The following is a 25,332-nucleotide window of genomic DNA, read 5'->3' on the forward strand; positions in this document are numbered from 1 at the left end:
GTGCCACGAAATCTCCCATGATCGGCAAGAAGACGGGTGAACTAGAGCAAATCGCACTGGTATGGCCGAGTGCGTCACTTGACCGCCAGAACCTTCACCTCGTTCACCTGCCCCCGGAATCTCCCCTGGTGGGGAGGGAGTTCCCGGAACCAGACCAGGAGGTAGCGCCCCTTCTTCGGGGAGTCGACGGTGAAGGTCGTCTTCCCGCCGACATCGGAGGATTTCGCGATCACACCGAGGCCGTCCAGGCTCTTGGAGTCGCCCGCCCGCAGCTCCACGTTCGCTCCGGACGTGCCGCCGAAGTCGATCGTCACCTCCTTGACCGGCACGCTGTCCTTCAGGTCGAGGAGGAGGCCCACGCCGGTCTTCAACCGGCCGAAGTCGGCGGAGTCGTACGACTCGGAGTGCCAGTCGGTGGAGGGCTTGCCGTCCACCGCGGCGGCCGCGCGCTTGCTCTGCTCCTCCTGGTCGCCCAGCGGGTCGAAGCCCGAGGCCGACATGGACTTCACCTCGCGGGTGGCCGTGGCCGGCGCGGTGGTGGAGGGCTTGGAGGTGGCGTCCGCCGACGGAACCCCGCCGTTGCCGATGTTGCGGCCCAGCGTCCAGGCGCCGAGACCGACGGCGGCCATCACCAGCAGGACGACCAGGCCCATGACGACCTTGCCGACCAGCCCTCCGCCGCCGGAGGAGGGCGCAGGGGCGTACTGCTGGGGGACGTAGTGCTGGGACGGGGACGCCTGGGTGGGCCGGTGCTGCTGGGGCGCGGGCTCCAGGCCCTCCGAGCGGGAGGCCGTCACGGGAGGCGGCGGCGCCGCGGTCGGGATGGGCATCGGGACGGGCCGCGGCACGGACTCCAGGGCCTCGGCGACCTCCGCGGGAGTCGTCAGCGGGGTCAGGCCGCGCCTGCTGTCCGGAAGGATCACCCGGCAGGTGACCGTGTCGAGGTAGTTGGGGACCCCGGCGGTGACCTGGCGCGGTGTGCAGAAACGCCCGTCGTCCGTGGGCGCGACGGGAAGATCGCACTTGTCCGGCTCGCCCGGCCAGTGGCCGGTCAGCCCGGCGTACAGCAGGCGGCCGAGCCCTTCGGCGTCGGCGCGGGCGGCGTCGTCGACCCGCATGTTGTCGTCCGCCACGTCGGCCAGGACGGCGTCGATGCCGAGGCCGAGCAGCTTGACCGTGCCGCCGGCCGTCCACACCAGGTGGTCGGGGGTCAGGCACAGGTGCGGGATGCCGGCCTCGTGGGCGTGGGCCAGCGCCTCGGCGAGCTCCGCGACCAGCCCGGCCGCCCGCTCGGGCTCCAGCGACCCGGTGGCGACCAGGTCGGTCAGGCTCTCCCCGCTCACCCACTCGCTGACCACGTAGGAGCGGCCGTCGTCCTCGGTGGCGTCGAAGACCTGGGTCAGCCGGGGGTCGGTGAGGCGGCTGGCCGCGCGGGCGGCCGTCACGACCTCGTTGATGCGCGGGAAGTCGGGAGCGAAGGTGTGGACGGCGACGGGGCGGGCGAGCACCTCGTCGACGGCCTTCCAGAGCGTGGCTCCACCGGACTCGTGGACGCGATCCTCAAGCCGGAACCGCTCGGCCAGTTTCGTTCCGGGCTCGATCGCGGAGGTGCTCATGAGTCCTCCGAAATGGGAGACAGGTCAGTCTCGTGCCCCGTGGACACGAGAGAACGCCTCGCATGATGCCGGGTGGATCCGCCCACGCCCTCCTGCTTCCGTTAGCCGCATGTCGCCACACGCGTCGCACCATGGTAGTGCCGCAGTGGTTCCACCCGGGTTCTCCTCTTTAGACGAGTGGGCGGAATCTCTGGGTTACCGCCGTACCCGTCCTGTCACCATTCCAACGACCGAGCTCACCTCCGGGATGCGCATGCGGTGAGCGATGACCAGATAGAGCACCATGCCGAGCCCGCCCCCGGCGGCGAGCATGACGGCCGCGCTGAGGGGGTCCAGGCCCGCCAGCTCCTGCGTGAGCCACAACACGCCCAGCGCGACCAGGGCGCCCGGGACGGCGGCCGTGTACATCCGCGACAGCCCGGCCGCCACCGCCCGCCCGTTCAGGCCCCCCGCGCGGCGGGCGGCGAGGTTCCAGGCGACCACGGTGCCCACCACGTAGGCGGCGGTGAAGGCGCAGGCCAGGCCCATCACCACGTACCGCGGCGGGAGGACGGCCGCGAACAGCACGCTGAGGGCGATGCTCACCGCCGTGTTGCCCGCCCCGATGAAGACCGGGGTGCGGGTGTCGCCGAAGGCGTAGAAGACGCGCAGGAGGAGCTGATAGATCGAGAACGGCACCAGCGCCAGTCCGAAGACCTGGAGCACGTTGCCGATGTAGACGGCGTTGTCCAGGTCGTTGTTGCCCCAGGAGTAGATCAGCACGGTCACGGCCGGGCCCAGCACCATCAGCAGCAGTCCGGCGGGCACGAGCAGCACCGAGACCAGCCGCACGCCCGAGGCGAACTCCTCGCGGATCGAGACCAGGTCGCCCTCCCCGGCCGACCGGCTCATCCGGGGCAGCATCGCGGTGATCACCGAGACCGCGATGATCCCGTACGGCAGCTGGAAGAGCTGGTACGCCTGGGCGTAGGCCGTGTTGCCCGCGCCCTCGACCGCGTCGCCCGCGCCGGAGGCGATGTTGGTGGTGACCAGGAAGCCGAGTTGGGTGATGGTCACGTAGACGATCGTCCAGGAGCCGGCCCTGGCCATCTCGCCCAGCCCGGCCTCCCGCAGGCCGAACCGGGGGCGGAAGCGGAAGCCCGCCCGGTGCAGCGAGACCATCAGCACCAGGCACTGGGCCACGATCCCGGCGGTCGTGCCCAGTCCGAGCAGGGCGAGGTCGGCGTCGCTCACCCGATCGACGTCCGAGCCCGCCGCGCCGGCCGTCACGAAGTAGAGGGCCAGGACGCCGATCATCACGATGTTGTTCAGCACCGGCGCCCACATCGGCGCGGCGAACCGGTCGCGGGTGTTGAGGATCGCCCCGGCGATGGCCCCGATGCCGAGGAAGGCGATCTGGGGAAGGACGAACTGCGTCAGGACGACCGCGACCTCGATGCGCCGGGGACTCCAGCTGTCATCGGTGTAGAGGCTGATCAGCGGGTGGGCGAGCAGCACGGCGACCACGGTGAGCACCGTCAGGGCGATCGTCCCGATCGTCATCAGCCGCTGCTCGTAGGCCCGGCCGCCGTCGGGGTCGTGCTTCTGGTGCCGGACGATCATCGGGACGATGACGCTGCTCAGCACCCCGCCGATGAGATAGTCGAACAGGATGAACGGGATCGCGTTGGCGATGGTGTAGGCGTCGCCCATGTAGGCGCTGCCCAGCGCCGCCACGAGCACCGCCGAGCGGGCGAACCCCGTGACGCGGGAGACCATCGTTCCCGCCGCCATGATCGCGCTGGCTCGCAGGATCCTGCTCATGCGCTCTTCTCCGCCCGCCGGACGCTCGCTGGTTTCACTGCTTCACGACTTCCAAGGTTCTCGGGGGCTCCGGGCTCAGGACTCGTTCCCGGCGGGCACGGCGGGCTGCCGGGCCGGGGGTTTGGCGGCCGCGGCGCGACGGGCTCCGCGGCGGCGCAGGATCCGCATCACCACGGCGGCGAGCATCACCACGAGGGCGCCGCCCACGATCACCAGGGCGATCCCGGTGTAGCCGGTCGTCCGCACGGTCAGTTTGACCCGCTCGCCGTACTTGCGCTCGTCGTCGGTGGTGAGCTGGACCGTCACCGAGGTCTGGCCGCTGCCGTTGGGGATCATCGGGACCCGGATGGTCTCGGTCTGGCCGCTGGAGATGACCATGGAGTCCTCGTAGGGCTCGATCTTCAGCAGCTTGGGCCTCTCCGAGGTGACCTTGACCCGGACCTTGACGGTGCTCTCCAGGCCGTTGCGGACGCTGATCGGCACCTCGCCGTCCTGTCCGGCCAGGGTGCGGATCTGGGAGAGCTCGTTGCCGGTGATCGAGACCTTGGCGATCCGGGCGTCGATCGTCTCCCGCACCCGCTCGACGTACGGCGCCGCGTCGTCGGTCCGGCCCCGCCAGGCGGAGGAGGAGAGGCGGAGCAGCGCCCGGTCGAACGTGGCGACGTCCGAGGCCGTGGTGACGGCGGCGGTCAGGTCGGCCCGCGCGTCGACCCGGCGGACGCTCCCCATGTAGGCCTTGTCGAGCTCTCCCTGCCGGTCCTGGCCGGTGTAGGCGAGGTCGGCGCGGGCCGCCGGAGTCTTGGCCGGCTTCACCGAGTCGAGCGTCGCGGGCGTCACCCAGGGCAGGGACGCGGCCGTCTCCACCAGGTCGGTCACGTAGGCCGGGTCGGGGGACCAGCGCCGGGGCGGGACGACGAGCACGGTCCGGGGGGAGGCGGCGGCCGTGGCGCCGGGAGCGGTCTCGGCACCGGGGGCGACGGCGCTCTCGGCGCTGATCATCGCGGTCTCGGCGATGAAGCGCTGCCGGTTCAGCAGGGCGGCGCCCGGGGCGGAGGTCGCCGCCGCGCCGAGGGTGTCGCTCAGCACGGAGTCGGCGACCAGCGCCTGGACCGGGCCGCTCACGCTGGACAGGGAGCCCACGGCGTCCGGGGTGACGGGCGGCGGGGCGGAGGCGTCGGCGCCCTCAGGGGTGGCCGGGGCGGCCACGGTGGTCGCGAGCGGCAGGTTCATCGAGTTCAGCAGCACGGTGCCGACCCCGGAGGTCGCCAGGAGATCCAGCCCGTCGTAGTCGATCATCCCGCCGACCGGCCAGGCGATGTCGGTGCGGACCTCGCGGCCCAGGATCTCCGCGGCGACCTTCGCGCCCGTCTCGACGCCCGTCGCGGTGACGTCGTCGAGGCCGTTGTGGGCCAGGGCGGTCACGTCGGGGTCGGCGTAGGGGGTGGCCACCACCGGGGGATCGGTCAGGGCCGTCCTGAGGTCGCCGAGCCACGTGGTCGCGGCGGGGTTTCCGGGCCGGCGCGCGGTCCTGCCCTCCGACCTGCTCCAGTGGGCGCCGCCCGCGACCCGCGCGTCGTCGAGCAGCGCGGGGTCGACCACCCAGGTGAGGCCCTCGACCGAGGAGGTGTCCTGGGCGATCTTCAGCAGGTTGCCCAGGCGCTTGCCCGAGGCCATGGCGGCGGGCAGGCCCTCGTCGATGAAGGTGCCGTCGTCGGCCCGGCGGGGCTGGTCGACGATCGGCAGCACCACGGCGAGCCGCGTGCGCGGCGCCTTGACGTCCTGCGGCAGGTAGGTGATGAAGGTGCGCTGGACGGCGACCTGCTGGCCGAGGCCGTCACGCACCTGGATCATCACCGGGTAGACGCCGAAGCGCGAGATGCCCAGCCTCTGCGGGGTGAAGGCGAACTCCCACGCGACCTTGCCCGACGGCGCGATCGGCTGCTGGTAGTTCTCCACCAGCCACGGGGCCGGCTGGTACCCCTCCTGGCCGCTCAGGTAGGCGGCCATGTGGGCGCGCTGGGTGAACGGCTGCGGGGAGTAGTTCATCCGGATGTAGAGGTTGCTGAGGACCTCCTTGCCGGTGTTGAGGAGGGAGCCGGAGACCTTGATCTCGGTGGTCGGCTCCCGGGGCAGGTCGGGCCCGATCTCCTCGACCACGAGCTGGGCGGTCTGGCGCGCCGTGTTCGGGGCGGCACTCGCCGTGCCCGCCTGCGCGCTCGCCGTACCGTGAAGGGCCACGGCCGCCGGAGAGAGCAGCGTGGCTGTGAGGGAGGCGAGCAGCGCGGCCTTGCGGATCACGTGCCGGCCAAGGGTGGAATACGGCGCACGCCCGTAATGCTAAGGGGTGTCCGACCGGCGCCGCCGGGCTTACCCGGCGAGCTGTGCGGTCACCGGCTCGGTTCTGATCCGGGGCTGGGAGAGGTCGGCGACCTTCCCGGAGACGAGTCCGAGCAGGTCGGCGGCGTGTATCAGGAGCGCGGTGTGGCGCTCGCCGGTCGGGGTGTGCACGAGTCCGGTGATCCTGTGCAGCCGCTCGTCCACGAGCACGGTCAGCCCCTCGGGGAGCAGCAGCGGGCAGACCAGCCCGGCGGCGTAGTCGGTGGCGGAGTTCACGGTGAAGGCGGAGGCGGGGCGGACCCTGCGGGCGCCCAGCGCGCCGCCGATGGCGCCCGGCCTGGGCGGCGACCCGACCGGGGAGACGACCGCCACCGGTTCGCGGCCGATCCGCGTGGTGACCTCGAAGACGGAGACGCCCACGCAGGTCGCGGGGTCGGCGGACAGCACCTCGGGCAGCTCGTCGGCACACGTCAACGCGCGCGGAAGGCGTACGATCTCATGATGGATCTGGTGGGCCAGGAGCCATCGGTGGATCGCGAGGGCGTCCTTCATGAATGTCCTCCCTGCCTCGTCGCTCAGCCCCGTCCGGCTCCCTGACCGACCGTAACCTGGTGATCGCTACACGGCGTATCCCCAGCGGGGAACGTATCCCTAACCGAAGGACCTACCCGGTTTGTCCCTTTCAAATCTGACTGAGAGCCAGCGGCACGGCATGAGCGAGCTGTTCCGGAAGATCGCCCCGGTCGTCGACGAGCTCGGCGATCTCTTCGCCGGGCGGGGATACGAGATCGCCCTCGTGGGCGGTTCCGTCCGTGACGTCCTGCTCGGCAGGATCGGCAACGACCTCGACCTGACCACCAGCGCCCGCCCCGAGGCGGTCCTGGAGCTCATCCGCGACTGGGCCGACACGACCTGGACGATCGGCATCGACTTCGGCACGGTCGGCGCGCGCAAGGGCAACTGGATGCTGGAGATCACCACCTACCGCAGCGAGTCGTACGACCCCCGCTCGCGCAAGCCCGAGGTGATCTACGGCGAGACTCTGGAGGGCGACCTCGCCCGCCGCGACTTCGCGGTCAACGCGATGGCGCTTCGGCTGCCCGGCCGGGAGTTCGTGGACCCGCACGGCGGCCTGGACGACCTGCACGCCAAGGTGATGCGCACCCCGGGTCCGCCGGAGCAGTCCTTCGACGACGACCCGCTGCGGATGCTCCGCGCCGCCCGGTTCGCCAGCCAGCTCGGCTTCACCGTGGACCCGGCGGCCTTCGCCGCGATGACCGCGATGGCCGACCGGATCGAGATCGTCTCCGCCGAGCGGATCCGCGACGAGCTGGACAAACTGATCTGCGGCGACCACCCCCGCGAGGGGCTCGGCTACCTGGTCGACTCCGGGCTGGCCGCGCACGTCCTGCCCGAGCTGCCCGCCCTCCGCCTGGAGATCGACGAGCACCACCGGCACAAGGACGTCTACGAGCACACCCTGATCGTCCTGGAGCAGGCCATCGACCAGGAGGAGGGCGGCCCGGACCGGATCCTGCGCTGGGCCGCGCTCATGCACGACGCGGGCAAGCCCAAGACCCGGCGGCACGAGCCGGGCGGCCGGGTCTCCTTCCACCACCACGAGGTGGTCGGGGCCAAGATCACGAAGAAGCGCATGGCGGAGCTGCGGTTCCCCAAGGACGTGGTGGCCGACGTCTCCCGCCTGGTCGAGCTGCACCTGCGCTTCCACGGGTACGGCACCGGCGAGTGGACCGACTCGGCGGTGCGCCGCTACGTCCGGGACGCCGGGCACCTGCTCGAACACCTCCACAAGCTCACCCGGGCCGACTGCACCACTCGCAACCGGCGCAAGGCCCAGGCCCTGTCCCGGACCTACGACCAGCTCGAGGAGCGCATCGCCCGGCTCGCCGAGGAGGAGGAGCTCGGCAAGATCCGTCCCGAGCTGGACGGCAACGAGATCCAGGCGATCCTCGGCGTCCCGCCCGGCCCGGTCGTCGGTCGCGCCTACAAGTTCCTCCTCGACCTGCGCATGGACGAGGGCGTCATCGGCAAGGAGGCCGCCGCCGAGGCCCTGCGCGCGTGGGCGCGGGAGAACGGCCTGATCTCCTGACCCCGCCCGCCGTCCCGGAACGTCCGACGGGACGCCGGGAGGCGATACGGCACGGTCCGGTCCTCTCCCGCCCGCCGGCCCGGGGCAGTCGATGAGGCGCCGGGTCGGCGGGATGCCGTACGGTGCGGCCCGGCGCCGTGGGCGGCGCGTAAGGTGGCCGCGTGGACGTGCTAGGTCTCGATCGCGATCACGTGTGGCATCCCTACGCCGCGACGCCCCCGGCCGTGCCGGTGCACCAGGTGGTGCGGGCCGAGGGGGTGCGGCTGACCCTCGCCGACGGGCGGGAGCTGGTCGACGGGATGTCGTCGTGGTGGGCGGCGATCCACGGCTACAACCACCCGCGTCTCAACCAGGCGGTCAGGGACCAGCTCGGGGACATGGCGCACGTCATGTTCGGCGGCCTCACCCACGAGCCCGCCGTACGGCTGGCGCACCGGCTCGCGGGCATGACCGGCCTGCCGAAGGTGTTCCTCGCCGACTCCGGGTCGGTGGCCGTCGAGGTCGCGATCAAGATGGCCTTCCAGTTCACCGGGAGGAGCCGCCTGCTGACGGTCAGGGGCGGCTACCACGGCGACACCTTCGGGGCGATGGCCGTGTGCGACCCGGTCAACGGGATGCACCACCTGTTCTCCGGCGCGCTCCCTGAGCACCTCTTCGTCCCCCGGCCCCCCGCCCGCCACGAGGAGTCCTACCTCGCCGAGCTGGAGGCGACGGTCGCCCGGCACGCCCGCGAGCTGGCGGCGATCATCGTGGAGCCGGTCGTCCAGGGCGCGGGCGGCATGCACTTCTACCACCCGGCCTACCTGCGCCGGCTCCGGGAGCTGGCCGACGAGCACGGCGTCCTGCTGATCGCCGACGAGATCGCCACCGGCTTCGGCCGCACGGGGGAGTTGTTCGGCTGCGACCACGCCGGGATCAAGCCCGACATCATGTGCCTGGGCAAGGCGCTGACCGGCGGTTACATGTCGCTGGCGGCGGCCCTGTGCACCGAGCGGGTCGCGGCGGGCATCGGGGTGCTGATGCACGGGCCGACGTTCATGGGCAACCCGCTGGCCACGGCGGTCGCGGGGGCCTCGCTCGACCTGCTGGCCGAGCGGCCCTGGCGGGAGGAGGTCGCCGGGATCGAGGCGGGGCTCGCCGGGGGCCTGGCCGGGATCGCCGGGCTCCCCGGGGTGAAGGACGTGCGCGTGCTCGGCGCGATCGGCGTGATCGAGACCACCGCACCCGTCGATGTCTCGAAAATTCAGGACATCGTGATGCGGCACGGCGTCTGGCTCCGGCCGTTCGGCCACCTGATCTACACCATGCCGCCGTACGGGATCGGCGACGACCTGGAGCGGATCACTACCGCGATGACGGCTGCGGCACGGGCGCTCGGCGCGGCGTGACGATCCGGTAGACCACCGCCCCGCCGGCGTATCCGGCGGTGATGAGGCCGAGCACGAGCAGCGACTTGCCGTCCTGCGGCAGCAGCAGCGCCGCCAGGGCGGCGGCCAGGACGTAGCTGCCGTTGAAGAGCATGTCGTAGATCGAGAACGCGCGCCCGAGGTAGGCGTCCTCGATGTCCCGCTGCACCATCGTGTCCGCGCAGATCTTGATGCTCTGCCCGGCGATGCCGAGCACGAAGCCCCCGACGGCGAAGCCCCACTGCTGGAACGGCGCGCACAGGGCGAACGTCACGACTCCCGCGGTGACGAGCATGGCCGGGATCCACCGCTGGACGCCGAAGCGCTCGGTGGCCCACGGCGTGACCAGCACGGCCAGGAAGTAGCCCACCCCCGACGTGGCGACCACCACGGTCACCGCGTCCAGCGCGTCCTCGGCGCTCTCGGCGAAGTAGTAGCGCGAGAGCATCACCAGCATCGCCGTGCACATGCCGTACATGAACCGGTGGGTGGCCATCGCGCCCATCGCCGCGGCGGCGGCCCGGTGGTGGACGATGTGCCGCGCGCCGTCGGCCAGGCCGCTCAGCACGTGCCGCACGGCCTCGCGGGCCTGCGGCCGGTTCGGGTCGTAGGCGGGGCCGAGCAGTTCGCGGCGCATCGTCGCGGCGATCAGCGCGCTGAGCCCGAAGATGAGGCCGGACATGACCATGAGCACGGCGATGCCCTGGTCGTCGGCTCCGAAGGCCTTCCTGAGCAGGTAGCCGACGCCCACGCCGACGAAGGTCAGCACGGTGCCCGAGGTCGGGGTGACCGCGTTGGCCACCATCAGCCGGTCGGACGGGACGACGTGCGGGAGCGAGGCTCCCAGCGCGGCCAGGAAGAAGCGGTTCACGCCGAGCACGCACAGCGCGGCGGCGTAGAAGATCCAGTCGGGCACGCCGGCGAGGAGCAGGGCCCCGGTGGCCAGCAGCAGCGTGCCGCGGATCAGCGGCGCGACGACCAGGATCTGCCGCCGGGACCAGCGGTCGATGAAAACGCCTGCGAACGGTCCGAGGACGGAGTACGGCAGAAGCAGTACGGCCAGGCCCGCGGCGATCTGGACGGCGCTGGTGCTCTTCTCCGGGCTGAAGAAGGCGAACCCGCCCACCGCGAACTGGAAGATCCCGTCGGAGAACTGCGAGACCAGGCGGGTGCTGTACAGCCGCCGGAAGTCCCGCCCCCGCAGGACCACACGCAGATCGGATACGAACGACACTCGCCCAGCCTATGCGTGCCGATCCCGATCACAGCATCGGGAACATCCCTGATATCTCAAATGACCTGAAACGACATATCCGGATCTTTCATAACCTATCGCCGATCAGGTGTGGTGAGCAGACATGATCACGTACCCTCGGTCGAGTGACACCTGATGAGCACGTCGTCCTTGTCGACACCGACGGAAACGCGATCGGCACGGCGCCCAAGGCGGCGGTGCACGGCACCGACACGCCGCTCCACCTCGCCTTCTCCAGTTACGTGTTCGACGAGAACGGCAGAGTGCTGCTCAGCAGGCGTGCCTTGCACAAACTCACCTGGCCGGGCGTGTGGACCAACAGCTGCTGCGGCCACCCCCTGCCCGGCGAGTCGCTCCCGGACGCGGTGATCCGCCGCCTCTCCTACGAGCTGGGTCTCCAGGTCGACCGGGTGGACCTGCTGCTGCCCCGCTTCTCCTACCGGGCGGTCATGGACAACGGCATCGTCGAGCGCGAGCTCTGCCCGGTCTACCGGGCCGTCGTCTCGGCCGAGGCGGCGCCCAACGCCGACGAGGTCGACGACGTGCGCTGGATGCCCTGGAAGGAGTTCGCCGACGACGTGCTCCACAACGACATGGCGATCTCCCCCTGGTGCCGCGAACAGCTCTCCCACCTCGACGACCTCGGCTCCGACCCCCTCCTGTGGCCCGTCGCCAGCCCCGCCGACCTCCCTCCCGCCGCCCGCTGACCCGTCCCATCCCGTCCGGGGCGGGCAAAGGCGAGAGCCCTCCGCCCGGGGTGGACGAAGGGCTCGGGGGTGAGGGGAGCGGTCAGCGCTCGACCTCGCCGCGGATGAACTTCTCGACGTACTCGCGGGCCTCGTCGTCGGAGTACTGCTCCGGCGGGGACTTCATGAAGTAGGAGGAGGCCGAGAGGATCGGGCCGGCGATGCCGCGGTCGAGGGCGATCTTGGCGGCGCGGACGGCGTCGATGATGATGCCGGCGGAGTTGGGGGAGTCCCACACCTCCAGCTTGTACTCCAGGTTCAGCGGGGTGTCGCCGAAGGAGCGGCCCTCCAGGCGGACGTAGGCCCACTTGCGGTCGTCCAGCCACGGCACGTGGTCGGACGGGCCGATGTGCACGTCGGCCTTGCCCATCTCGTGCGGGATCTGCGAGGTGACCGACTGGGTCTTGGAGATCTTCTTGGACTGCAGGCGCTTGCGCTCCAGCATGTTCATGAAGTCCATGTTCCCGCCGAAGTTGAGCTGGTAGGTGCGGAGCAGCTCGACACCGCGGTCCTCGAACAGCTTGGCCATCACCCGGTGCGTGATGGTCGCTCCGACCTGGGACTTGATGTCGTCGCCGACGATCGGCACCCCGGCCTCGGTGAACTTCTCCGCCCAGACCGGGTCGGAGGCGATGAACACCGGCAGCGCGTTGACGAAGGCGACCTTGGCGTCGACGGCGCACTGGGCGTAGAAGCGGTCGGCCTCCTCCGAGCCCACCGGCAGGTAGGACACCAGCACGTCCACCTGCTTGTCCTTCAGCACCTGGACCACGTCGACCGGGGCCTCGTCGGACTCCTCGATCATCTCGCGGTAGAACTCACCCAGACCGTCGAAGGTGTGGCCGCGCTGCACGATGACGCCGGTCGGCGGCACGTCGCAGATCTTGATGGTGTTGTTCTCCGAGGCGACGATGGCCTCGGACAGGTCGCGGCCGACCTTCTTGGCGTCGACGTCGAAGGCGGCGACGAACTCGACGTCGCCGACGTGGTAGTCGCCGAACTTGACGTGCATCAGGCCCGGCACCCGGGTGTCGGGGTCGGCGTCCTTGTAGTAGTGCACCCCCTGCACCAGCGACGTGGCACAGTTGCCCACACCGACAATGGCTACGCGCACCGAACCCATGGCACTCGCTCCCCTTTGTTCTAATCGTCAGTTGTCTTCCGGGGCGGACTGCCGACCCGGCGTATCGTCTCCGGACGCGGACGTCCGGGAAGTTCCTTCGTGTACGGCCGGCTGCCCGCCGCCCGCCTCGCCCGCCGCGGACCCCTGCCGCTCCGTCGCGATCAGCTCGTTGAGCCACCGCACCTCGCGCTCGACCGATTCCAGGCCGTGGCGCTGGAGCTCCAGGGTGTAGCTGTCCAGCCTCTCCCGGGTGCGGGCGAGGGCCGTGCGGACGCTGTCGAGCCGCTCCTCCAGCCGGCTGCGCCGTCCTTCGAGGATGCGCAGGCGCACCTCCGCCTCGGTGTGCCGGAAGAAGGCGAAGTGGATGCCGAAGCTCTCGTCCTCCCAGGCCGACGGGCCGGCCTGGGTGAGGAGCTCCTGGAGCCGCTCCTTCCCCTCCGCGGTCAGCCGGTAGACGATCTTCGATCGGCGGCCGGTGAGGGGGACCGCGCTCTCGGCAGGAGGCTCCTCTTCCGCGATGAGTCCGTCGGCCAGCAGCTGGCGCAGGCAGGGGTAGAGCGACCCGTAGGAGAACGCGCGGAACATGCCGAGCAGGGCGTTGAGACGTTTGCGCAGCTCATAGCCGTGTAGCGGGGTCTCGTGCAGCGACCCGAGCACAGCGAGTTCCAGCACGCCACCGCGTCCACCGGCCACTGGAAACCACCACCTCTCGCGTCGATGTATCGAGCCGATACATCTGGAGGATACGTCGATCCGACATATCGCTGCAATCGCAACTTTCCCAAGAGGTTGGGGGCAAACGTGAAAAAGCCGTAGTGTGGCGCCTATGTGGTCACAAGGAGCGGGAGTGAGCTCTGACTCACACGCGCCCGTGACCCATTGCGAATACGGGGAATTCCACGTTCGTGAGGGAGAGGTCTGCCAAGGTTGCTCCCGAAGCCAGCAGACGGTCTCGGCCGTCCATGGGAACGGAGATCCCCCAGAACAGGTCGGCTACCAGTGAACCAAGGCGCTGAGATCTCCGGGCATCCGGAGGTAATCTCACCCGCCTGCACACCGTTGTAGAACCTGATGACCGAACGAGGACGCGTGAGTTACAGCAACAGCTATGACCCGGAGCCGGGCAGGGGTCAGCAGAGCCCTGACGGATCGGCTCGCTCGGGGCGGCGCCGTCGCTCGAACCCAGGAGCCGCTCCCCGTACCGTCCCCCCGTTCCCGGCGGCCCAAACCGGTGACGTGAGCCGGGGGGCTCCCCAGGGACGGCCGCAGGGGCACGGTCCCCGCCTCGCAGGTCCCGTCCCCCCGCAGGGGACGGTTCCGGGCCCCCGGCCCGGTCAGGTCCCCGCGCCCCGCCCGGGCGCGGGTCCCGACCCGCGGCAGGGGGCGGCCCCCGGCAGGCGGCCGGGACAGGACGGGCCGCAGCAGCGGGACACGGATCCCACGAGACGCCGTGCCGAGGCGGCCTTCGAGGACACCCAGGCCATGCTCGCCTCGCAGGCGGGCGGGGGCCGTCCCCCGGGCTCCGGCGCAGGTGACGCCGGAGGCGGGCGCGGGCGGGGCGGGCGCGGTCCCGGAGGATCCGGGGGACGCGGGGGTCCGGGCGGCCCCGGCGGCTCCAACGGCCCCGGTGGCTCCAACGGCCCCGGTGGCTCCAACGGCCCCGGCGGCTCCAACGGCCCCGGCGGTCCCGAGGGGCCCGGCGGTTCCCGCAGGAAGCCGGCGCGCAGGCAGGGCTGGAAGCGCTTCGTGCCCAGCTGGAAGCTGGTGATGGCGAGCGGGGCCGTCCTCGCCGCGGGCGTCTTCGGCATGATCGCCGTGGCCTACGCGAACACGCCCGTCCCCACGACCAAGAAGGCCGACACGGACGACCGCGGAAGCATCATCTACTACCGGGACGGCAAGACCGTGCTCGCCCGGATGGGCGTCAAGCGCGTCCCGGTGACCATCGACAAGATTCCGGTACACGTCCAGGACGCGGTGATCGCGGCGGAGAACCGCAGCTTCCGCGATGACGGCGGCATCGACTTCTCCGGCATGGCCCGGTCGGTCTGGAGCACCCTCAGCGGTGCCCAGGTGCAGGGCGCCTCGACGATCACCCAGCAGTACGTCCGCAACTACTACGAGGGCATCAGCAAGGACGTCTCGATCCAGCGGAAGATCAAGGAGATCTTCGTCGCGGTCAAGGTCAGCCGGGAGCTGGACAAGGGAGAGATCCTCACCCGCTACCTCAACACCATCTACTTCGGCCAGGGCGCCTACGGCATCCAGGCCGCGGCCACGACCTTCTTCGGCAAGGACGTCTGGGACCTGACCGTCCCCGAGGCCGCCTACCTCGCGGGCCGCATCCAGAACCCCGGCCGGTTCGACGCGCTGGAGGGCGACAAGAACTTCGCCGCCACCAAGGAGCGCTACGCCTACGTGCTCGACGGCATGGCGACGATGAACTCCGCCGCCTACGACAAGTTCAAGAGCACCCCGTTCGAGAAGCTGAAGTTCAGGAAGATCGAGATCAAGGAGATCAACCGAGGTCTCCGGGGATACATGCTCGACATCGTGCTGCGGGAGCTGGAGAGCCGGGGCATCAGCGAGGAGATGCTGGACACCCAGGGGCTCCGGGTCGTCACGACCTTCGACAAGGAGATGATGCTCCAGGCCAAGAAGGTGGTGAACGCCAAGACCAAGGGCCTGGATCCCACCATCCACGCCACGGTCGCCTCGGTCGATCCCAAGAACGGCCGGGTGCTCGCCTTCTACAGCGGCGACGACTTCATCAACTCCTCCTTCAACCGCGCCTTCGACTCCACCAAGCAGGCCGCCTCCGCCTTCAAGCCGTACGTCCTGGCCGCCTGGCTGGAGGCCGGGCACTCCCTGGAGAGTTACGTCGACGGCAAGAGCCCCATCAAGATGCCGGGGACCACGCCGATCCAGAACGCGGGCAACCAGAGCTTCGGCGCGATCAACATGGTCAAGGCCATGGCCAGCTCGGTGAACACGGTCTTCGTCCAGATGGGCGAGGTCGTCACCCTGCAGGAGGTGGCCAGGATCGCCAAGGAGGCCGGGGTCGGCGAGCGCGCCAAGTTCAACTCCATCTACGGCGGCAAGAACGGCGTCGACTACGCCGTCGACGAGCAGAAGTACCAGGTCACCATCGGCAGCGCCTCGGTCACCGCGGTCGAGCAGGCCGCCGGTTACTCGATCTTCGCCAACGAGGGCAAGCACGTTCCCTGGCACACCGTCAAGGAAGTGAAGAAGCTCGACGGCTCGCTCATGCTGCCCGAGCTGCGCAACGAGCAGCAGGTCATCAGCCCCGACTCGGCCGCGGACGCGACCTACGCCATGCAGGCCGTGGTCAAGGGCGGCACCGGCGGCGCCGCCAACCTGGGCACGCGCCCGGTGGCCGGCAAGACCGGCACCAACAACGGCTACAAGGACGCCTGGTTCGTCGGCTACACCCCGCAGCTCGTCACCGCGGTGGGCATGTCCAAGGACGTGCCGTACACCATGGACGGCAAGCGCAAGGTGAAGGTGAACAAGTACGGCCTGCCGAAGGACGGGAAGGCGAAGGTGATCTGGAAGGAAGAGGAGATGCCCGCCTTCATCGGCGGTGGCGGCACTCCGACCCAGATCTGGCACGACTACATGGCCCTCGCCACGGCCAAGGACGAGGTCGTCCAGTTCCCGACGAAGGCCGGCGTCGGCATTCCGAAGAACCTGGCCACGCCCAAGCCGACGCCGACGCCGACGGTCCCCGACCCGGACGACACCGAGAACCCCAGCTTCGAGTGGCCCGACGACAACGGCGGGGGCGACGGCGGCGTCGGCCAGGAGCCCGAGGGCCGCGACTGCCTGCCCTGGGACGGCTCGTGCGACGCGCAGGGGCAGCAGGGCAACGGAAACGGCAACGGGCAGGGGAACGACGACGGCTTCGGCACCTCACCGGGCGCCGCGGTCATGCCCACCCCGACGCCGAGCGGCAGACGCCCCTGATGAAGAACATCGAGCGGGTCCGGACCCCGCTGTCCGACCTCGGCGCGCGCGCGGTGCCGTACGTGCCCCTGGCCCTGTTCGCGGGGCTGGGGGCGCTCCTCGCCTACCTGTGGAAGTGGCCGTGCCGCTTCGGGGCCGCCTGGAACGACGGCACGCTGCAGTTCACGAACTTCTGTTACACCGACATCTATCCGCTGTGGTGGAACGAGAAGCTCAACGAGGGCAAGGTCCCCTACTTCGACTACCCGGTCGAGTATCCCGTCGGCATCGGCGGGATCATGGAGTTCTTCCGGCGGATCATCCCGGGTGACCCGGGGACCGCCGAGGCCGGGACGATGTTCTACGACCTGACCGTGATCCTCATGGCGATCTGCCTGGTCGTCGGCGTGCTGATGATGGCCGCGCTGGCCGGTCCGGCCCGCCGCTGGGACGCGCTGTGGTACGCCCTGGCCCCCGCCCTGATCCTCACCGCCTACATCAACTGGGACCTGGCCGCCAACGCGCTCGCGCTGGGCGCGCTGCTCGCCTGGTCCAAGCGGCGGCAGTGGCTCGCCGGCGTGCTGCTGGGCCTGGCGATCGCCACGAAGTTCTACCCGCTGATGTTCCTCGGCCCGCTGTTCCTGCTGGCCTTGCGGACGGGCCGGTGGAAGCCGTTCGCGCAGACGCTCGCCGGCGCGGTCGGCGCCTGGCTGGTCGTCAACGTGCCGATCATGCTCTTCGCCTTCGACGGCTGGAAGCGGTTCTACGTCTTCAGCCAGGAGCGCCCGGCCGACTGGGGCTCGGTCTGGTACTTCTTCCAGCAGAAGACCTGGCCGTTCGTCGGCGATCCCGAGCGGCTCGACACCTTGGGCATCCTGTCGCTCGGCGCGTTCTGCCTCGGGATCGCCGTGCTGACGCTGACGGCGCGGGACCGGCCCCGGCTGGCGCAGCTCTGCTTCCTCACGCTGGCCGCCTTCATGCTCACCAACAAGGTCTGGTCACCGCAGTACGTGCTGTGGCTGATCCCCTTCGCGGTGCTGGCCCGGCCGAACTGGAAGCCCATCGCCCTGTGGATGGTCGCCGAGTGCTGGTACTTCTTCGCGATCTGGCTCTATCTGGTCGGGCTCCAGGAGGGCAACGCGCACCTGGGCATCTCCGGTGACACCTACTTCACCGCCGTGTGGGGACGGGCGATCACCATCCTGATCATGATGGCCTTCGTGGTGCGGGACATCCTGAAGCCCGACAAGGACGTGATCAGACAGGACGGGACCGACGACCGGGCCGGCGGCGTCTTCGACGACGCGCCGGACCGGTTCCGGCTCGCGCTGACCTGATCGTCCGGGACGGGACGCATGGCCGCCTCCACCGAGCACGCGCGCGCCACCGGGCCCGAGCGGGAGCCGGGACCCGGGGCCGGGACGGCGCACGCCACCATGATGGAGGCGTTGCTGCTCTGGCTCTCCTCCCGCCTGGGAATCGTCGTCCTCGTTGTCGTGGGAGCCGCGGCCACGGCGAAGGGAGAGAGTGTTGCGCCGTTCGCGGAGCGCTGGAAGCACTGGGACGCCAGCCTGCTCATCACCATCGCCGAGCACGGCTACGGTGGCGACCCGGCCGGTGAGCCGGACAAGGGGCTGCCCGCCTTCTTCCCCGGCATGCCGCTGGCGCTGCGCGCGGTGAACCTGATCACGGGCGACTGGACGCTCGCCGGACTGCTCATCTCCTTCGTCGCGGGCGCGGTGGCGGTGGTCGCGCTGGCGCGGCTGGCGGAGTTCGAGGGGCCGCCCGGGGCCGGCTGGCGGGCGGTGCTGGCGCTGCTGCTCTGGCCGATGTCGGTGTTCCTGTTCGCGGGGTACAGCGAGTCGCTGTTCCTGGCCTTCGCGATCCCGGCCTGGCTGGCCGCCCGCAAGGGGAACTGGCCGATGGCCGCGGCGCTGGCGGCCGGCGCGTCCTGCATGCGCATCACCGGCCTGTTCCTGGCGCTGGCGCTGATCGTGGAGTTCGCCGTCCAGCGCCGGCCGGTACGGCAGGCGCCCTGGCTGCTCCTGCCGTTCCTGCCGCTGCTGGCCTACTCCGCCTACCAGTACGGCAGGACGGGCGACTGGCTGGCCTGGAAGCACGCGCAGGAGGCCGGCTGGGGCCGGACGCTGGTGTGGCCGTGGGAGTCGCTGGCGACCACGTGGCAGTCGGCCATGGCGGACGGGCAGTTCGCCTGGGCGTTCCGGATGGAGATCGCCGGGGCGGTCGTCGGGGTGACGCTCGTGCTGATCCTGCTCTACCAGCGGCGGTGGAGCGAGTTCATCTACGTCGGGCTCCAGGTGGGAGCGCTGATGTGCTCGGCGTACTACCTGTCGATCCCGCGCTCGGCGCTGCTGTGGTGGCCGCTCTTCCTGCTCGCCGCCCGGATGAGCACCCCGGGACCGCGCTGGAGGACGGCGCTCATCGTCGCGTACGCGCTGGTCATAGGCCCGCTGATGGCCCTCAACGTCCTGACGTTCACCGACGGCGCCTGGGTGGGGTGACCGCCTTACCCCTTTCCCTGGGAAAGTAATCCAGGGAAGTTATCCACAGCCTGGGGATTTCTCTCGGGTCTGTGGATAACTGTGGATATCCCGGGATTGGCGGCCCTTCCCGAGAAAGGCAGAACTCAGAGGCTTTTCCGGAGAAAAGCGATGTCCTCGGCCTGTCCGCCGGACGGGGTCTCCACCACGATCGGCGCGTCCGCCTTCCGGCAGACGTCGAGGATGAGCGCGGTGTCGATCTGGCCGGCCCCGAGATTCGCGTGCCGGTCGGCCCCGGAGTCGAACGCGTCACGCGAGTCGTTGCAGTGGACGAGGTCGATCCGCCCCGTGATCGCCATCACCCGCTCGACCACGTCGGCCAGCTCCTCCCCGCCCGCGTGGGCATGGCAGGTGTCGAGGCAGAAGCCCACGTCGAAGCCGTCGAGCGCGTCCCAGAGCCGGGCGATCCGCTCCAGCTTCCTGGCCATCGCGTTGCCGCCTCCCGCGGTGTTCTCGATGAGGACCGGGACCTCGTGCTCCTCCAGGCGCTCGAACACCTTGCGCCAGTTGTCGAACCCCTTCTGCGGATCGTCCCCGGCGCCCACGTGCCCGCCGTGCACGATCAGCCCCCTGGCGCCCAGCTCGGCCGCCGCCGCCAGGTGCGCGCTCAGCAGCTTGCGGCTGGGGATGCGGATCCGGTTGTTGGCGGTGGCCACGTTGATGACGTAGGGGGCGTGGACGTAGACGTCGACGTCGGAACCGGCGATCTCCCGGGTCTTCTCGCCGATGACCGGGCCCTTCCAGCCCTGGGGGTCGCCGAGGAAGAACTGCACGACCTCGGCGTCGCGCGCTCTGGCGTGCGCCAGCGGGTCGTCCTGGTCGACATGGGCTCCGATACGTGGCATGTGTCCGAGCGTAGCCGTTTCATCGCCACCGCCAGGGGCTGTTTCCCGCCGCCCGTTTGATCGTCCGGTCCCAGGGCAGTCGCAGGGCGCGCCCCACCGCCCGCGACGTGCGGGCCATCCCCCGAGGAGTCGTCGATGGCTTACCGGTACTACCGCAGAGGGATCAGCCTGGTCGCCCTCATCTACCTTCTGGTCGGCCTTTACGTGGCCTGGGTCTACGACTACATCACTCCGGGACTTCTGCGGGACATCGCCGAAGCCCTGCTCGCGGTCCTGCTGTGGTTCCTCATCCTGCTGGGTGTGGACCTGCACCTGGGCTGAGAGGCACGGTCCGGGACACGGGAACATCCGGCCGGACGCGGGGACATCCGGCCCGGGACGTCCTGGGGACGGCTCGGGCCGGACCGCGGGTCACGGGACGAAGCCGCCGTGGTAGATGCCGAGGGCCGCGCCCACGAACGAGCCGACGATGCCCACGATGTTCAGGGAACGCTCGCGGGTCGTCGCCGAGATGTACTGCGAGTAGAGGCCCCCGAAGAAGCCCACTGCTCCGGCCCACGCCGCGATCATGTGCGCGGCCGGGGAGAGGCCGGAGAAGAAGGCGACCAGGCCGAGCAGAAGAGTGCTGACACTCATGATGTTCTCGACGGGATGCCGCTGCCCGTCGGTGTTCAAGGTGAACATGGAGGGTTTTCCGGTGGAACCCATCGTCTTCCCGGTGGGACGGATAGCGTGCGACATGAATCACACCTCCCCTTTCCTCTGGTACTGGGGTTCCCCCGGGATGTCCGCCCAACCCTTGACGCCCTGGTAGGCTGTCGTGGCTACGTCGTGTGGGCGTGTCACAGCCGCCCCTCCGTCCGAGCGCCGACCTGGGTGCCCGCGGCGAAGACGTCAGCGTCCTCCTGTCACGGCACGGTGTCGTGACCGCAACAGTCCAGAGGAGGTTGGAAGCCAGCATGCGTCGTTACGAAGTGATGGTCATCCTCGACCCTTCGCTCGATGAGCGCACGGTGGCCCCTTCCCTCGACCAGTTCCTCACGGTCGTCCGCAATGACGGCGGCACCGTGGAGAAGGTCGACGTGTGGGGTCGTCGTCGGCTGTCCTACGACATCGCCAAGAAGCCCGAGGGCATCTACGCCGTCATCGACCTGACCGCGGAGCCCGCCACGGTCAAGGAGCTCGACCGGCAGATGAACCTCAACGAGGGCATCCTGCGCACCAAGGTCCTGCGCCCGGACGTGCACTAAACAGCGGCATTTTGTCGGGCGTCAGCCGTAATCTGAGCCGATAACCAGCAAGGCCGCAGGAAGGGCAGCGCTAGCCATGGCAGCAGGCGACACTCAGATCACCATCGTCGGCAACCTCGTCGACGACCCGGAGCTTCGCTTCACCCCCGCGGGGCAGGCGGTGGCCCGGTTCCGTATCGCATCCACTCCGAGGTTCCTCGACAAGCAGACCAACGAGTGGAAGGACGGCGAAGGCCTGTTCCTGACCTGCAACGTCTGGCGGCAGGCGGCGGAGAACGTCGCCGAGAGCCTGCAGCGCGGCATGCGGGTCATCGTTCAGGGACGGCTGCGCCAGCGGTCCTACGAGACCAAGGAAGGCGAGAAGCGCACGGTCTACGAGGTCGAGGTCGACGAGGTCGGCCCCTCGCTCCGTAACGCCACCGCCAAGGTCAACAAGACCGCCCGTCAGGGTGGCGGCGGCGGTGGCGGCGGCTTCGGCGGCGGCCCGGCCAACGACCCCTGGGCCTCCGCGGCACCCGCCGCCCCGCAGGGCGGCGGTTACAGCGGCGGTGGTGGCGGCGGCTACGGCAACGGCCCCCAGGGCGGCGGCTACGGCAACGGCCCGCAGGGCGGCGGCGGCTTCGGCGGCGGCGACTTCAGCGACGAGCCGCCCTTCTGACGCCTTCCGAGGGGTTCTCCGGAACCCCCCGGGATCGCACCATCCAGTCCCCAGTATCCGCAGCGACCATTCCCGCCCCACGGCGGGGCTCTGAAAGGAGCACCACGATGGCCAAGCCGGCACTGCGCAAGCCTAAGAAGAAGGTTTGCCTGTTCTGCCATGACAAGATCTCCTACGTCGACTACAAGGACACGGCGCTGCTTCGGAAGTTCATCTCCGACCGCGGCAAGATCCGTGCTCGCCGGGTGACGGGCAACTGCACCCAGCACCAGCGTGACGTGGCGACCGCTATCAAGAACGCTCGTGAGATGGCGCTCCTGCCGTACATGAGCACCGCGCGCTAAGGAGGTCCGGACAGATGAAGCTCATTCTCACCAGTGAGGTCACCGGCCTCGGCGCCCCCGGCGACATCGTCGAGGTCAAGAACGGCTACGGCCGTAACTACCTGCTGCCCCGCGGCTTCGCGATCCTGTGGACGCGCGGCGGCGAGAAGCAGATCGCCTCGATCAAGAAGGCGCGCGACGCCCGCGAGATCCGCGACCTGGGCACCGCCCAGGAGGTCGCCGGCCAGCTCAAGTCCCTGAAGGTGGTCCTGAAGACGAAGGCCGGCGAGTCCGGCCGCCTCTTCGGCTCCGTCACCACGGGCGACGTCGCCGAGGCCGTCAAGGCCGCCGGCGGCCCCCAGCTGGACCGCCGTCGCATCGAGATCACCAATGCGATCAAGAGCCTCGGCTCTCACCGGGTCAGCGTGAAGCTGCACCCGGAGGTCTCCGCCGCCCTCGACATCGAGGTCGTCGCGGCCTGACCGCAGGCGTGAGCGAGGGCCCCTCCCCGATCGGGGGAGGGGCCCTCGCCGTCTCCGGGCCGTGCGGGGCGGCTCTGTGCGGGACATCCCCGGTCCGCCCGCCGTCGGCGGCGACACCGGTCACCGGGCGGGACGCCTCCGGTCCGCCCGCCGTCGGCGGCGGTACCGCTCTCCGAGGGAGGGGAGCCGCTTCGCCGATGATCAGGACGGGTCCATAGAATTCTGGGGTCGTCCGCTGACTGGAGGTTTGCCATGGTCCGTCCCTCGATGCTGCTCGCACTCGGCGTCCTCGCGGCGGCCACGGCGGCCTGCGCCCCGGCCTCGGAGACGAGCCGGGCGACTCCCTCCGGCCCCACCGGCACGGCGAGCACGCCGGCCGCGGCCTGCGCCAAGGACCAGCTGGCCCTGAAGACCCCGGGCAAGCTGACCGTCGGCACGGACAAGCCCGCCTACGAGCCCTGGTTCAAGGGCGACGACCCCGCGAACGGCGAGGGCTTCGAGAGCGCCGTCGCCTACGCCGTCGCGACCCGGCTGGGATTCTCCAAGGACGAGGTCGTCTGGGAGAGCGTCAAGTTCGACACCGCGTTCGCCCCGGGCGCCAAGAAGTTCGACTTCGACGTCAACCAGATCTCCATCACCCCCGACCGGGCCAAGGTCGTCGACTTCAGCAAGGGCTACTACACCGTCAAGCAGGCGGTCGTCGCGGTCAAGGGCTCGAAGTTCGCCTCGGCCAAGGACCTGGCGTCGCTGAAAGACGCCGCGATCGGCGTGCAGGTCGGCACCACCAGCCTGCAGGCGGTCAAGGACGTCATCCAGCCCTCCGCCGAGCCCAAGGTCTACACCGAGCAGGTCGACGCGGTGAACGCGCTGAAGAACAAGCAGGTGGACGCCATCGTGGTGGACCTGCCGACGGCGTTCTACGTCACCGCGGCCCAGGTCGAGGGCTCGGCGATCGTCGGCCAGTTCAGCGCCACCGGCGGCACGCCGGAGGAGTTCGGCCTGGTCTTCGAGAAGGGCAGCGCGCTGGTCTCCTGCGTCGACAAGGCCCTCGACGAGCTCAAGGCCTCGGGCGAGCTGGCGAAGATCGAGGAGCAGTGGCTCAGCGCGGCCGCCGGCGCGCCGGAGCTGAAGTGACCCACCCCGCCGGACTCCGGTGGAGAGCGGGGCGACCGTGAGCGAGCGAGCCATGGGCACAGCGGCGTCACGGACGCAGCCGACGGAGGAGGCGGCGTGAGCGAGGTGACCTGGGTCAAGAGCGAGCGCCAGCTCCAGCGGGAGCGGCTCCGCCGGGTCCGGGCCGCGCGGTCCGGCACGATCGCCACGGTCTCCACGATCGTCTTCCTCGGCGTGCTGGCCGCGGTCGTCACCGGCTCGCCGGGGTGGCCGCGGGTCCGCGACACGTTCTTCAGCGCCGAGGCCTTCGCCAAGGCCTGGCCGGACGTGCTCGACGGGTTCTGGACGAACGTCACGATCTTCCTGATCGCCGAGCCGCTGATCCTGGTCGTCGGGCTGCTCGTCGCCCTGGTGCGCACCCTGCGGGCGCCGGTCTTCTTCCCGCTGCGGGCCCTGGCGGTGGCCTACACCGACGTGTTCCGCGGGGTGCCGACCCTCCTGGTGATCCTGCTGGTCGGCTTCGGCGTCCCGGCGCTCGATCTGCAGGGCGCGCCGAGGGACGAGGTCACACTGGGCGTCATCGCGCTGACGCTCTCCTACGGGGCGTACGTCGCCGAGGTGTTCCGCGCCGGCATCGACTCGGTCCACCCCAGCCAGCGGGCCGCGGCCCGCTCCCTCGGGCTGAGCCACGGCAAGACCATGCGCTACGTGGTCCTGCCCCAGGCCTGGCGCAGGGTCGTGCCGCCGCTGCTCAACGACTTCGTCTCGCTGCAGAAGGACACCTCCCTGGTCTCGACCATCGGGGTGGTCGAGGCGTTGCGCCAGGCGCAGATCTACGCGTCGAGCAAGTTCAACTACACGCCCTACCTGGCGGGGGCGCTGTTGTTCGTCCTGCTCACCATCCCCATGGCCCGTTTCACCGACCATCTGGCGGCCCGCTCGCAGAGGAGGCGCGGCCAGTGAAGCACGACCGCGGTGAGGGCCCGGGAGGGCCCGTCCTGGCCGTCGAGGGCCTGTGGAAGAGCTACCACGGCGCTCCCGTGCTGCGCGGCATCGACCTGTCGGTCGAGGCGCACGAGGTGGTCTGCCTCATCGGCGCCTCCGGCTCGGGCAAGTCCACGCTGCTGCGCTGCGTGAACCTGCTGGAGACCGTGGACGACGGCACGATCCACCTGGACGGGGTCGAGATCACCGACGTCCGGGCGGACCCCGACGACGTGCGCAAGCGCATGGGCATCGTGTTCCAGGCGTTCAACCTGTTCCCGCACATGACCGTGCTGGACAACATCACGCTCGCCCCGCGCAAGGTGCACGGGGTCGCCCGCCCCGAGGCCGAGGAGCGGGCGCGCGAGCTGCTGGACAGGTTCGGCCTCGCGGACAAGGCCGGCGCCTACCCCGACCGGCTCTCCGGCGGCCAGCAGCAGCGGGTGGCCATCATCCGGGCCTTGGCCGTACGGCCCCGCCTCATGCTGCTGGACGAGGTCACCTCGGCGCTGGACCCGGAGCTGGTGACCGAGGTGCTGGGAGTCATCAGGGAGCTCAAGGCGGGCGGGATGACGATGATCCTGACCACCCACGAGATGGGCTTCTGCCGGGAGATCGCCGACACCGTCTGCTTCCTCGACGGCGGCGTGCTCCTGGAGCGCGGGACTCCCGAGGAGATCTTCACCGATCCCCGGGAGCCCCGGACTCGCGAGTTCCTCAAGAGCGTGCTCGACGCCCGCAGGATCTGACCGGC

General features: G+C 70.2%; 23 protein-coding genes. 14 read left to right on the top strand and 9 right to left on the bottom strand.

Annotation, left to right across the window (positions count from 1 at the left end):
* Positions 1-74: 74 nt before the first annotated feature.
* From Plo01_RS08760 to Plo01_RS08775, 4 genes are all read right to left on the bottom strand, one after another.
* On the bottom strand, positions 75-1,616 hold the full coding sequence (locus Plo01_RS08760; RefSeq protein WP_203890012.1) for a protein kinase family protein: 1,542 nt from the start codon (positions 1,614-1,616) through the stop codon (positions 75-77).
* A gap of 195 nt (positions 1,617-1,811) precedes the next feature.
* Positions 1,812-3,419: a murein biosynthesis integral membrane protein MurJ gene (gene murJ / locus Plo01_RS08765; RefSeq protein ID WP_203890013.1), complete on the bottom strand. Its 1,608-nt coding sequence runs from the start codon at positions 3,417-3,419 to the stop codon at positions 1,812-1,814.
* A 75-nt stretch (positions 3,420-3,494) separates the two neighbouring features.
* Positions 3,495-5,717, bottom strand: a complete 2,223-nt coding sequence (locus Plo01_RS08770) for a DUF6049 family protein (protein WP_203890014.1) — start codon at positions 5,715-5,717, stop codon at positions 3,495-3,497.
* Positions 5,718-5,786: 69 nt separating this feature from the next.
* A complete protein-coding gene (locus Plo01_RS08775; RefSeq protein ID WP_203890015.1) occupies positions 5,787-6,308 on the bottom strand; it encodes an aminoacyl-tRNA deacylase in 522 nt (173 codons plus the stop codon).
* 160 nt (positions 6,309-6,468) lie between these two features.
* Between Plo01_RS08775 and Plo01_RS08780 the strand changes: the two genes are divergently transcribed.
* On the top strand, positions 6,469-7,866 hold the full coding sequence (locus tag Plo01_RS08780; protein WP_203890016.1) for a CCA tRNA nucleotidyltransferase: 1,398 nt from the start codon (positions 6,469-6,471) through the stop codon (positions 7,864-7,866).
* A gap of 167 nt (positions 7,867-8,033) precedes the next feature.
* Entirely contained in the window at positions 8,034-9,254 is a 1,221-nt protein-coding gene (locus tag Plo01_RS08785; protein ID WP_203890224.1) for an adenosylmethionine--8-amino-7-oxononanoate transaminase, read from the top strand.
* Here the strand turns inward: Plo01_RS08785 and Plo01_RS08790 are convergent.
* Entirely contained in the window at positions 9,211-10,506 is a 1,296-nt protein-coding gene (locus Plo01_RS08790) for an MFS transporter (protein ID WP_203890017.1), read from the bottom strand. The two genes, Plo01_RS08785 and Plo01_RS08790, sit on opposite strands and share 44 nt — an antisense overlap.
* 146 nt (positions 10,507-10,652) lie before the next feature.
* Here Plo01_RS08790 and idi point away from each other — a divergent pair, with 146 nt between their 5' ends.
* Positions 10,653-11,234, top strand: a complete 582-nt coding sequence (idi, locus tag Plo01_RS08795) for an isopentenyl-diphosphate Delta-isomerase (protein ID WP_203890018.1) — start codon at positions 10,653-10,655, stop codon at positions 11,232-11,234.
* An 82-nt stretch (positions 11,235-11,316) separates the two neighbouring features.
* Here idi and Plo01_RS08800 read toward each other — a convergent pair whose 3' ends face one another.
* Together Plo01_RS08800 and Plo01_RS08805 are read right to left on the bottom strand one after the other, a co-directional pair.
* The gene (locus Plo01_RS08800; RefSeq protein ID WP_203890019.1) at positions 11,317-12,396 is read right to left on the bottom strand and encodes an inositol-3-phosphate synthase; all 1,080 of its coding nucleotides are present in this window, start codon (positions 12,394-12,396) and stop codon (positions 11,317-11,319) included.
* Positions 12,397-12,423: 27 nt separating this feature from the next.
* Positions 12,424-13,089, bottom strand: a complete 666-nt coding sequence (locus Plo01_RS08805; protein ID WP_203890020.1) for a PadR family transcriptional regulator — start codon at positions 13,087-13,089, stop codon at positions 12,424-12,426.
* Positions 13,090-13,878: 789 nt separating this feature from the next.
* On the opposite strand from Plo01_RS08805, the gene Plo01_RS08810 reads away from it, so the two are divergent.
* From Plo01_RS08810 to Plo01_RS08820, 3 genes are read left to right on the top strand one after another with little or no spacing between them, the layout of a single operon-like run.
* Entirely contained in the window at positions 13,879-16,383 is a 2,505-nt protein-coding gene (locus Plo01_RS08810; protein ID WP_203890021.1) for a transglycosylase domain-containing protein, read from the top strand.
* The gene (locus tag Plo01_RS08815; RefSeq protein WP_203890022.1) at positions 16,383-17,699 is read left to right on the top strand and encodes a glycosyltransferase family 87 protein; all 1,317 of its coding nucleotides are present in this window, start codon (positions 16,383-16,385) and stop codon (positions 17,697-17,699) included. Before Plo01_RS08810 ends, Plo01_RS08815 begins: the two co-directional genes overlap by 1 nt.
* Positions 17,700-17,717: 18 nt before the next feature.
* The gene (locus Plo01_RS08820; RefSeq protein WP_239316037.1) at positions 17,718-18,884 is read left to right on the top strand and encodes a mannosyltransferase family protein; all 1,167 of its coding nucleotides are present in this window, start codon (positions 17,718-17,720) and stop codon (positions 18,882-18,884) included.
* A gap of 125 nt (positions 18,885-19,009) precedes the next feature.
* On the opposite strand, the gene Plo01_RS08825 is transcribed toward Plo01_RS08820, so the two are convergent.
* The gene (locus tag Plo01_RS08825) at positions 19,010-19,768 is read right to left on the bottom strand and encodes a deoxyribonuclease IV (protein WP_203890023.1); all 759 of its coding nucleotides are present in this window, start codon (positions 19,766-19,768) and stop codon (positions 19,010-19,012) included.
* 135 nt (positions 19,769-19,903) lie between these two features.
* On the opposite strand from Plo01_RS08825, the gene Plo01_RS08830 reads away from it, so the two are divergent.
* Positions 19,904-20,089 carry a hypothetical protein gene (locus Plo01_RS08830; RefSeq protein WP_203890024.1) on the top strand — a complete coding sequence of 62 codons (186 nt, stop codon included), beginning with the start codon at positions 19,904-19,906 and terminating at the stop codon, positions 20,087-20,089.
* 90 nt (positions 20,090-20,179) lie between these two features.
* On the opposite strand, the gene Plo01_RS08835 is transcribed toward Plo01_RS08830, so the two are convergent.
* Positions 20,180-20,509, bottom strand: a complete 330-nt coding sequence (locus tag Plo01_RS08835; RefSeq protein ID WP_239316039.1) for a hypothetical protein — start codon at positions 20,507-20,509, stop codon at positions 20,180-20,182.
* A gap of 218 nt (positions 20,510-20,727) precedes the next feature.
* Here Plo01_RS08835 and rpsF point away from each other — a divergent pair, with 218 nt between their 5' ends.
* The 7 genes from rpsF to Plo01_RS08870 all read left to right on the top strand — a co-directional run bounded on the left by rpsF (position 20,728) and on the right by Plo01_RS08870 (position 25,327).
* Positions 20,728-21,018 carry a 30S ribosomal protein S6 gene (rpsF, locus tag Plo01_RS08840; protein WP_184947277.1) on the top strand — a complete coding sequence of 97 codons (291 nt, stop codon included), beginning with the start codon at positions 20,728-20,730 and terminating at the stop codon, positions 21,016-21,018.
* Between the two features lie 76 nt (positions 21,019-21,094).
* Complete coding sequence (locus Plo01_RS08845) at positions 21,095-21,676, top strand: single-stranded DNA-binding protein (RefSeq protein ID WP_203890025.1); 582 nt, start codon at positions 21,095-21,097, stop codon at positions 21,674-21,676.
* 107 nt (positions 21,677-21,783) lie between these two features.
* A complete protein-coding gene (rpsR, locus tag Plo01_RS08850; protein ID WP_012895699.1) occupies positions 21,784-22,020 on the top strand; it encodes a 30S ribosomal protein S18 in 237 nt (78 codons plus the stop codon).
* A gap of 14 nt (positions 22,021-22,034) precedes the next feature.
* Positions 22,035-22,481, top strand: coding sequence for a 50S ribosomal protein L9 (gene rplI / locus Plo01_RS08855; protein ID WP_203890026.1), 447 nt, complete (start codon positions 22,035-22,037; stop codon positions 22,479-22,481).
* 252 nt (positions 22,482-22,733) lie between these two features.
* On the top strand, positions 22,734-23,615 hold the full coding sequence (locus Plo01_RS08860; RefSeq protein ID WP_203890027.1) for an ABC transporter substrate-binding protein: 882 nt from the start codon (positions 22,734-22,736) through the stop codon (positions 23,613-23,615).
* 96 nt (positions 23,616-23,711) lie between these two features.
* Positions 23,712-24,557, top strand: coding sequence for an amino acid ABC transporter permease (locus Plo01_RS08865; protein WP_203890028.1), 846 nt, complete (start codon positions 23,712-23,714; stop codon positions 24,555-24,557).
* A complete protein-coding gene (locus Plo01_RS08870) occupies positions 24,554-25,327 on the top strand; it encodes an amino acid ABC transporter ATP-binding protein (RefSeq protein ID WP_203890029.1) in 774 nt (257 codons plus the stop codon). Before Plo01_RS08865 ends, Plo01_RS08870 begins: the two co-directional genes overlap by 4 nt.
* Positions 25,328-25,332 lie beyond the last annotated feature (5 nt).

Source organism: Planobispora longispora, assembly GCF_016863135.1.
Classification (GTDB): domain Bacteria; phylum Actinomycetota; class Actinomycetes; order Streptosporangiales; family Streptosporangiaceae; genus Planobispora; species Planobispora longispora.

Coding starts and splice junctions, on each gene's coding strand:
- Plo01_RS08760 (WP_203890012.1), bottom strand. CDS start 1,616: ATGAGCACCTCCGCGATCGAGCCCGGAACGAAACTGGCCGAGCGGTTC.
- murJ (WP_203890013.1), bottom strand. CDS start 3,419: ATGAGCAGGATCCTGCGAGCCAGCGCGATCATGGCGGCGGGAACGATG.
- Plo01_RS08775 (WP_203890015.1), bottom strand. CDS start 6,308: ATGAAGGACGCCCTCGCGATCCACCGATGGCTCCTGGCCCACCAGATC.
- Plo01_RS08780 (WP_203890016.1), top strand. CDS start 6,469: ATGAGCGAGCTGTTCCGGAAGATCGCCCCGGTCGTCGACGAGCTCGGC.
- Plo01_RS08800 (WP_203890019.1), bottom strand. CDS start 12,396: ATGGGTTCGGTGCGCGTAGCCATTGTCGGTGTGGGCAACTGTGCCACG.
- Plo01_RS08810 (WP_203890021.1), top strand. CDS start 13,879: ATGCTCGCCTCGCAGGCGGGCGGGGGCCGTCCCCCGGGCTCCGGCGCA.
- Plo01_RS08815 (WP_203890022.1), top strand. CDS start 16,383: ATGAAGAACATCGAGCGGGTCCGGACCCCGCTGTCCGACCTCGGCGCG.
- Plo01_RS08820 (WP_239316037.1), top strand. CDS start 17,718: ATGGCCGCCTCCACCGAGCACGCGCGCGCCACCGGGCCCGAGCGGGAG.
- Plo01_RS08825 (WP_203890023.1), bottom strand. CDS start 19,768: ATGCCACGTATCGGAGCCCATGTCGACCAGGACGACCCGCTGGCGCAC.
- Plo01_RS08830 (WP_203890024.1), top strand. CDS start 19,904: ATGGCTTACCGGTACTACCGCAGAGGGATCAGCCTGGTCGCCCTCATC.
- Plo01_RS08835 (WP_239316039.1), bottom strand. CDS start 20,509: ATGTCGCACGCTATCCGTCCCACCGGGAAGACGATGGGTTCCACCGGA.
- rpsF (WP_184947277.1), top strand. CDS start 20,728: ATGCGTCGTTACGAAGTGATGGTCATCCTCGACCCTTCGCTCGATGAG.
- Plo01_RS08845 (WP_203890025.1), top strand. CDS start 21,095: ATGGCAGCAGGCGACACTCAGATCACCATCGTCGGCAACCTCGTCGAC.
- rpsR (WP_012895699.1), top strand. CDS start 21,784: ATGGCCAAGCCGGCACTGCGCAAGCCTAAGAAGAAGGTTTGCCTGTTC.
- rplI (WP_203890026.1), top strand. CDS start 22,035: ATGAAGCTCATTCTCACCAGTGAGGTCACCGGCCTCGGCGCCCCCGGC.
- Plo01_RS08860 (WP_203890027.1), top strand. CDS start 22,734: ATGGTCCGTCCCTCGATGCTGCTCGCACTCGGCGTCCTCGCGGCGGCC.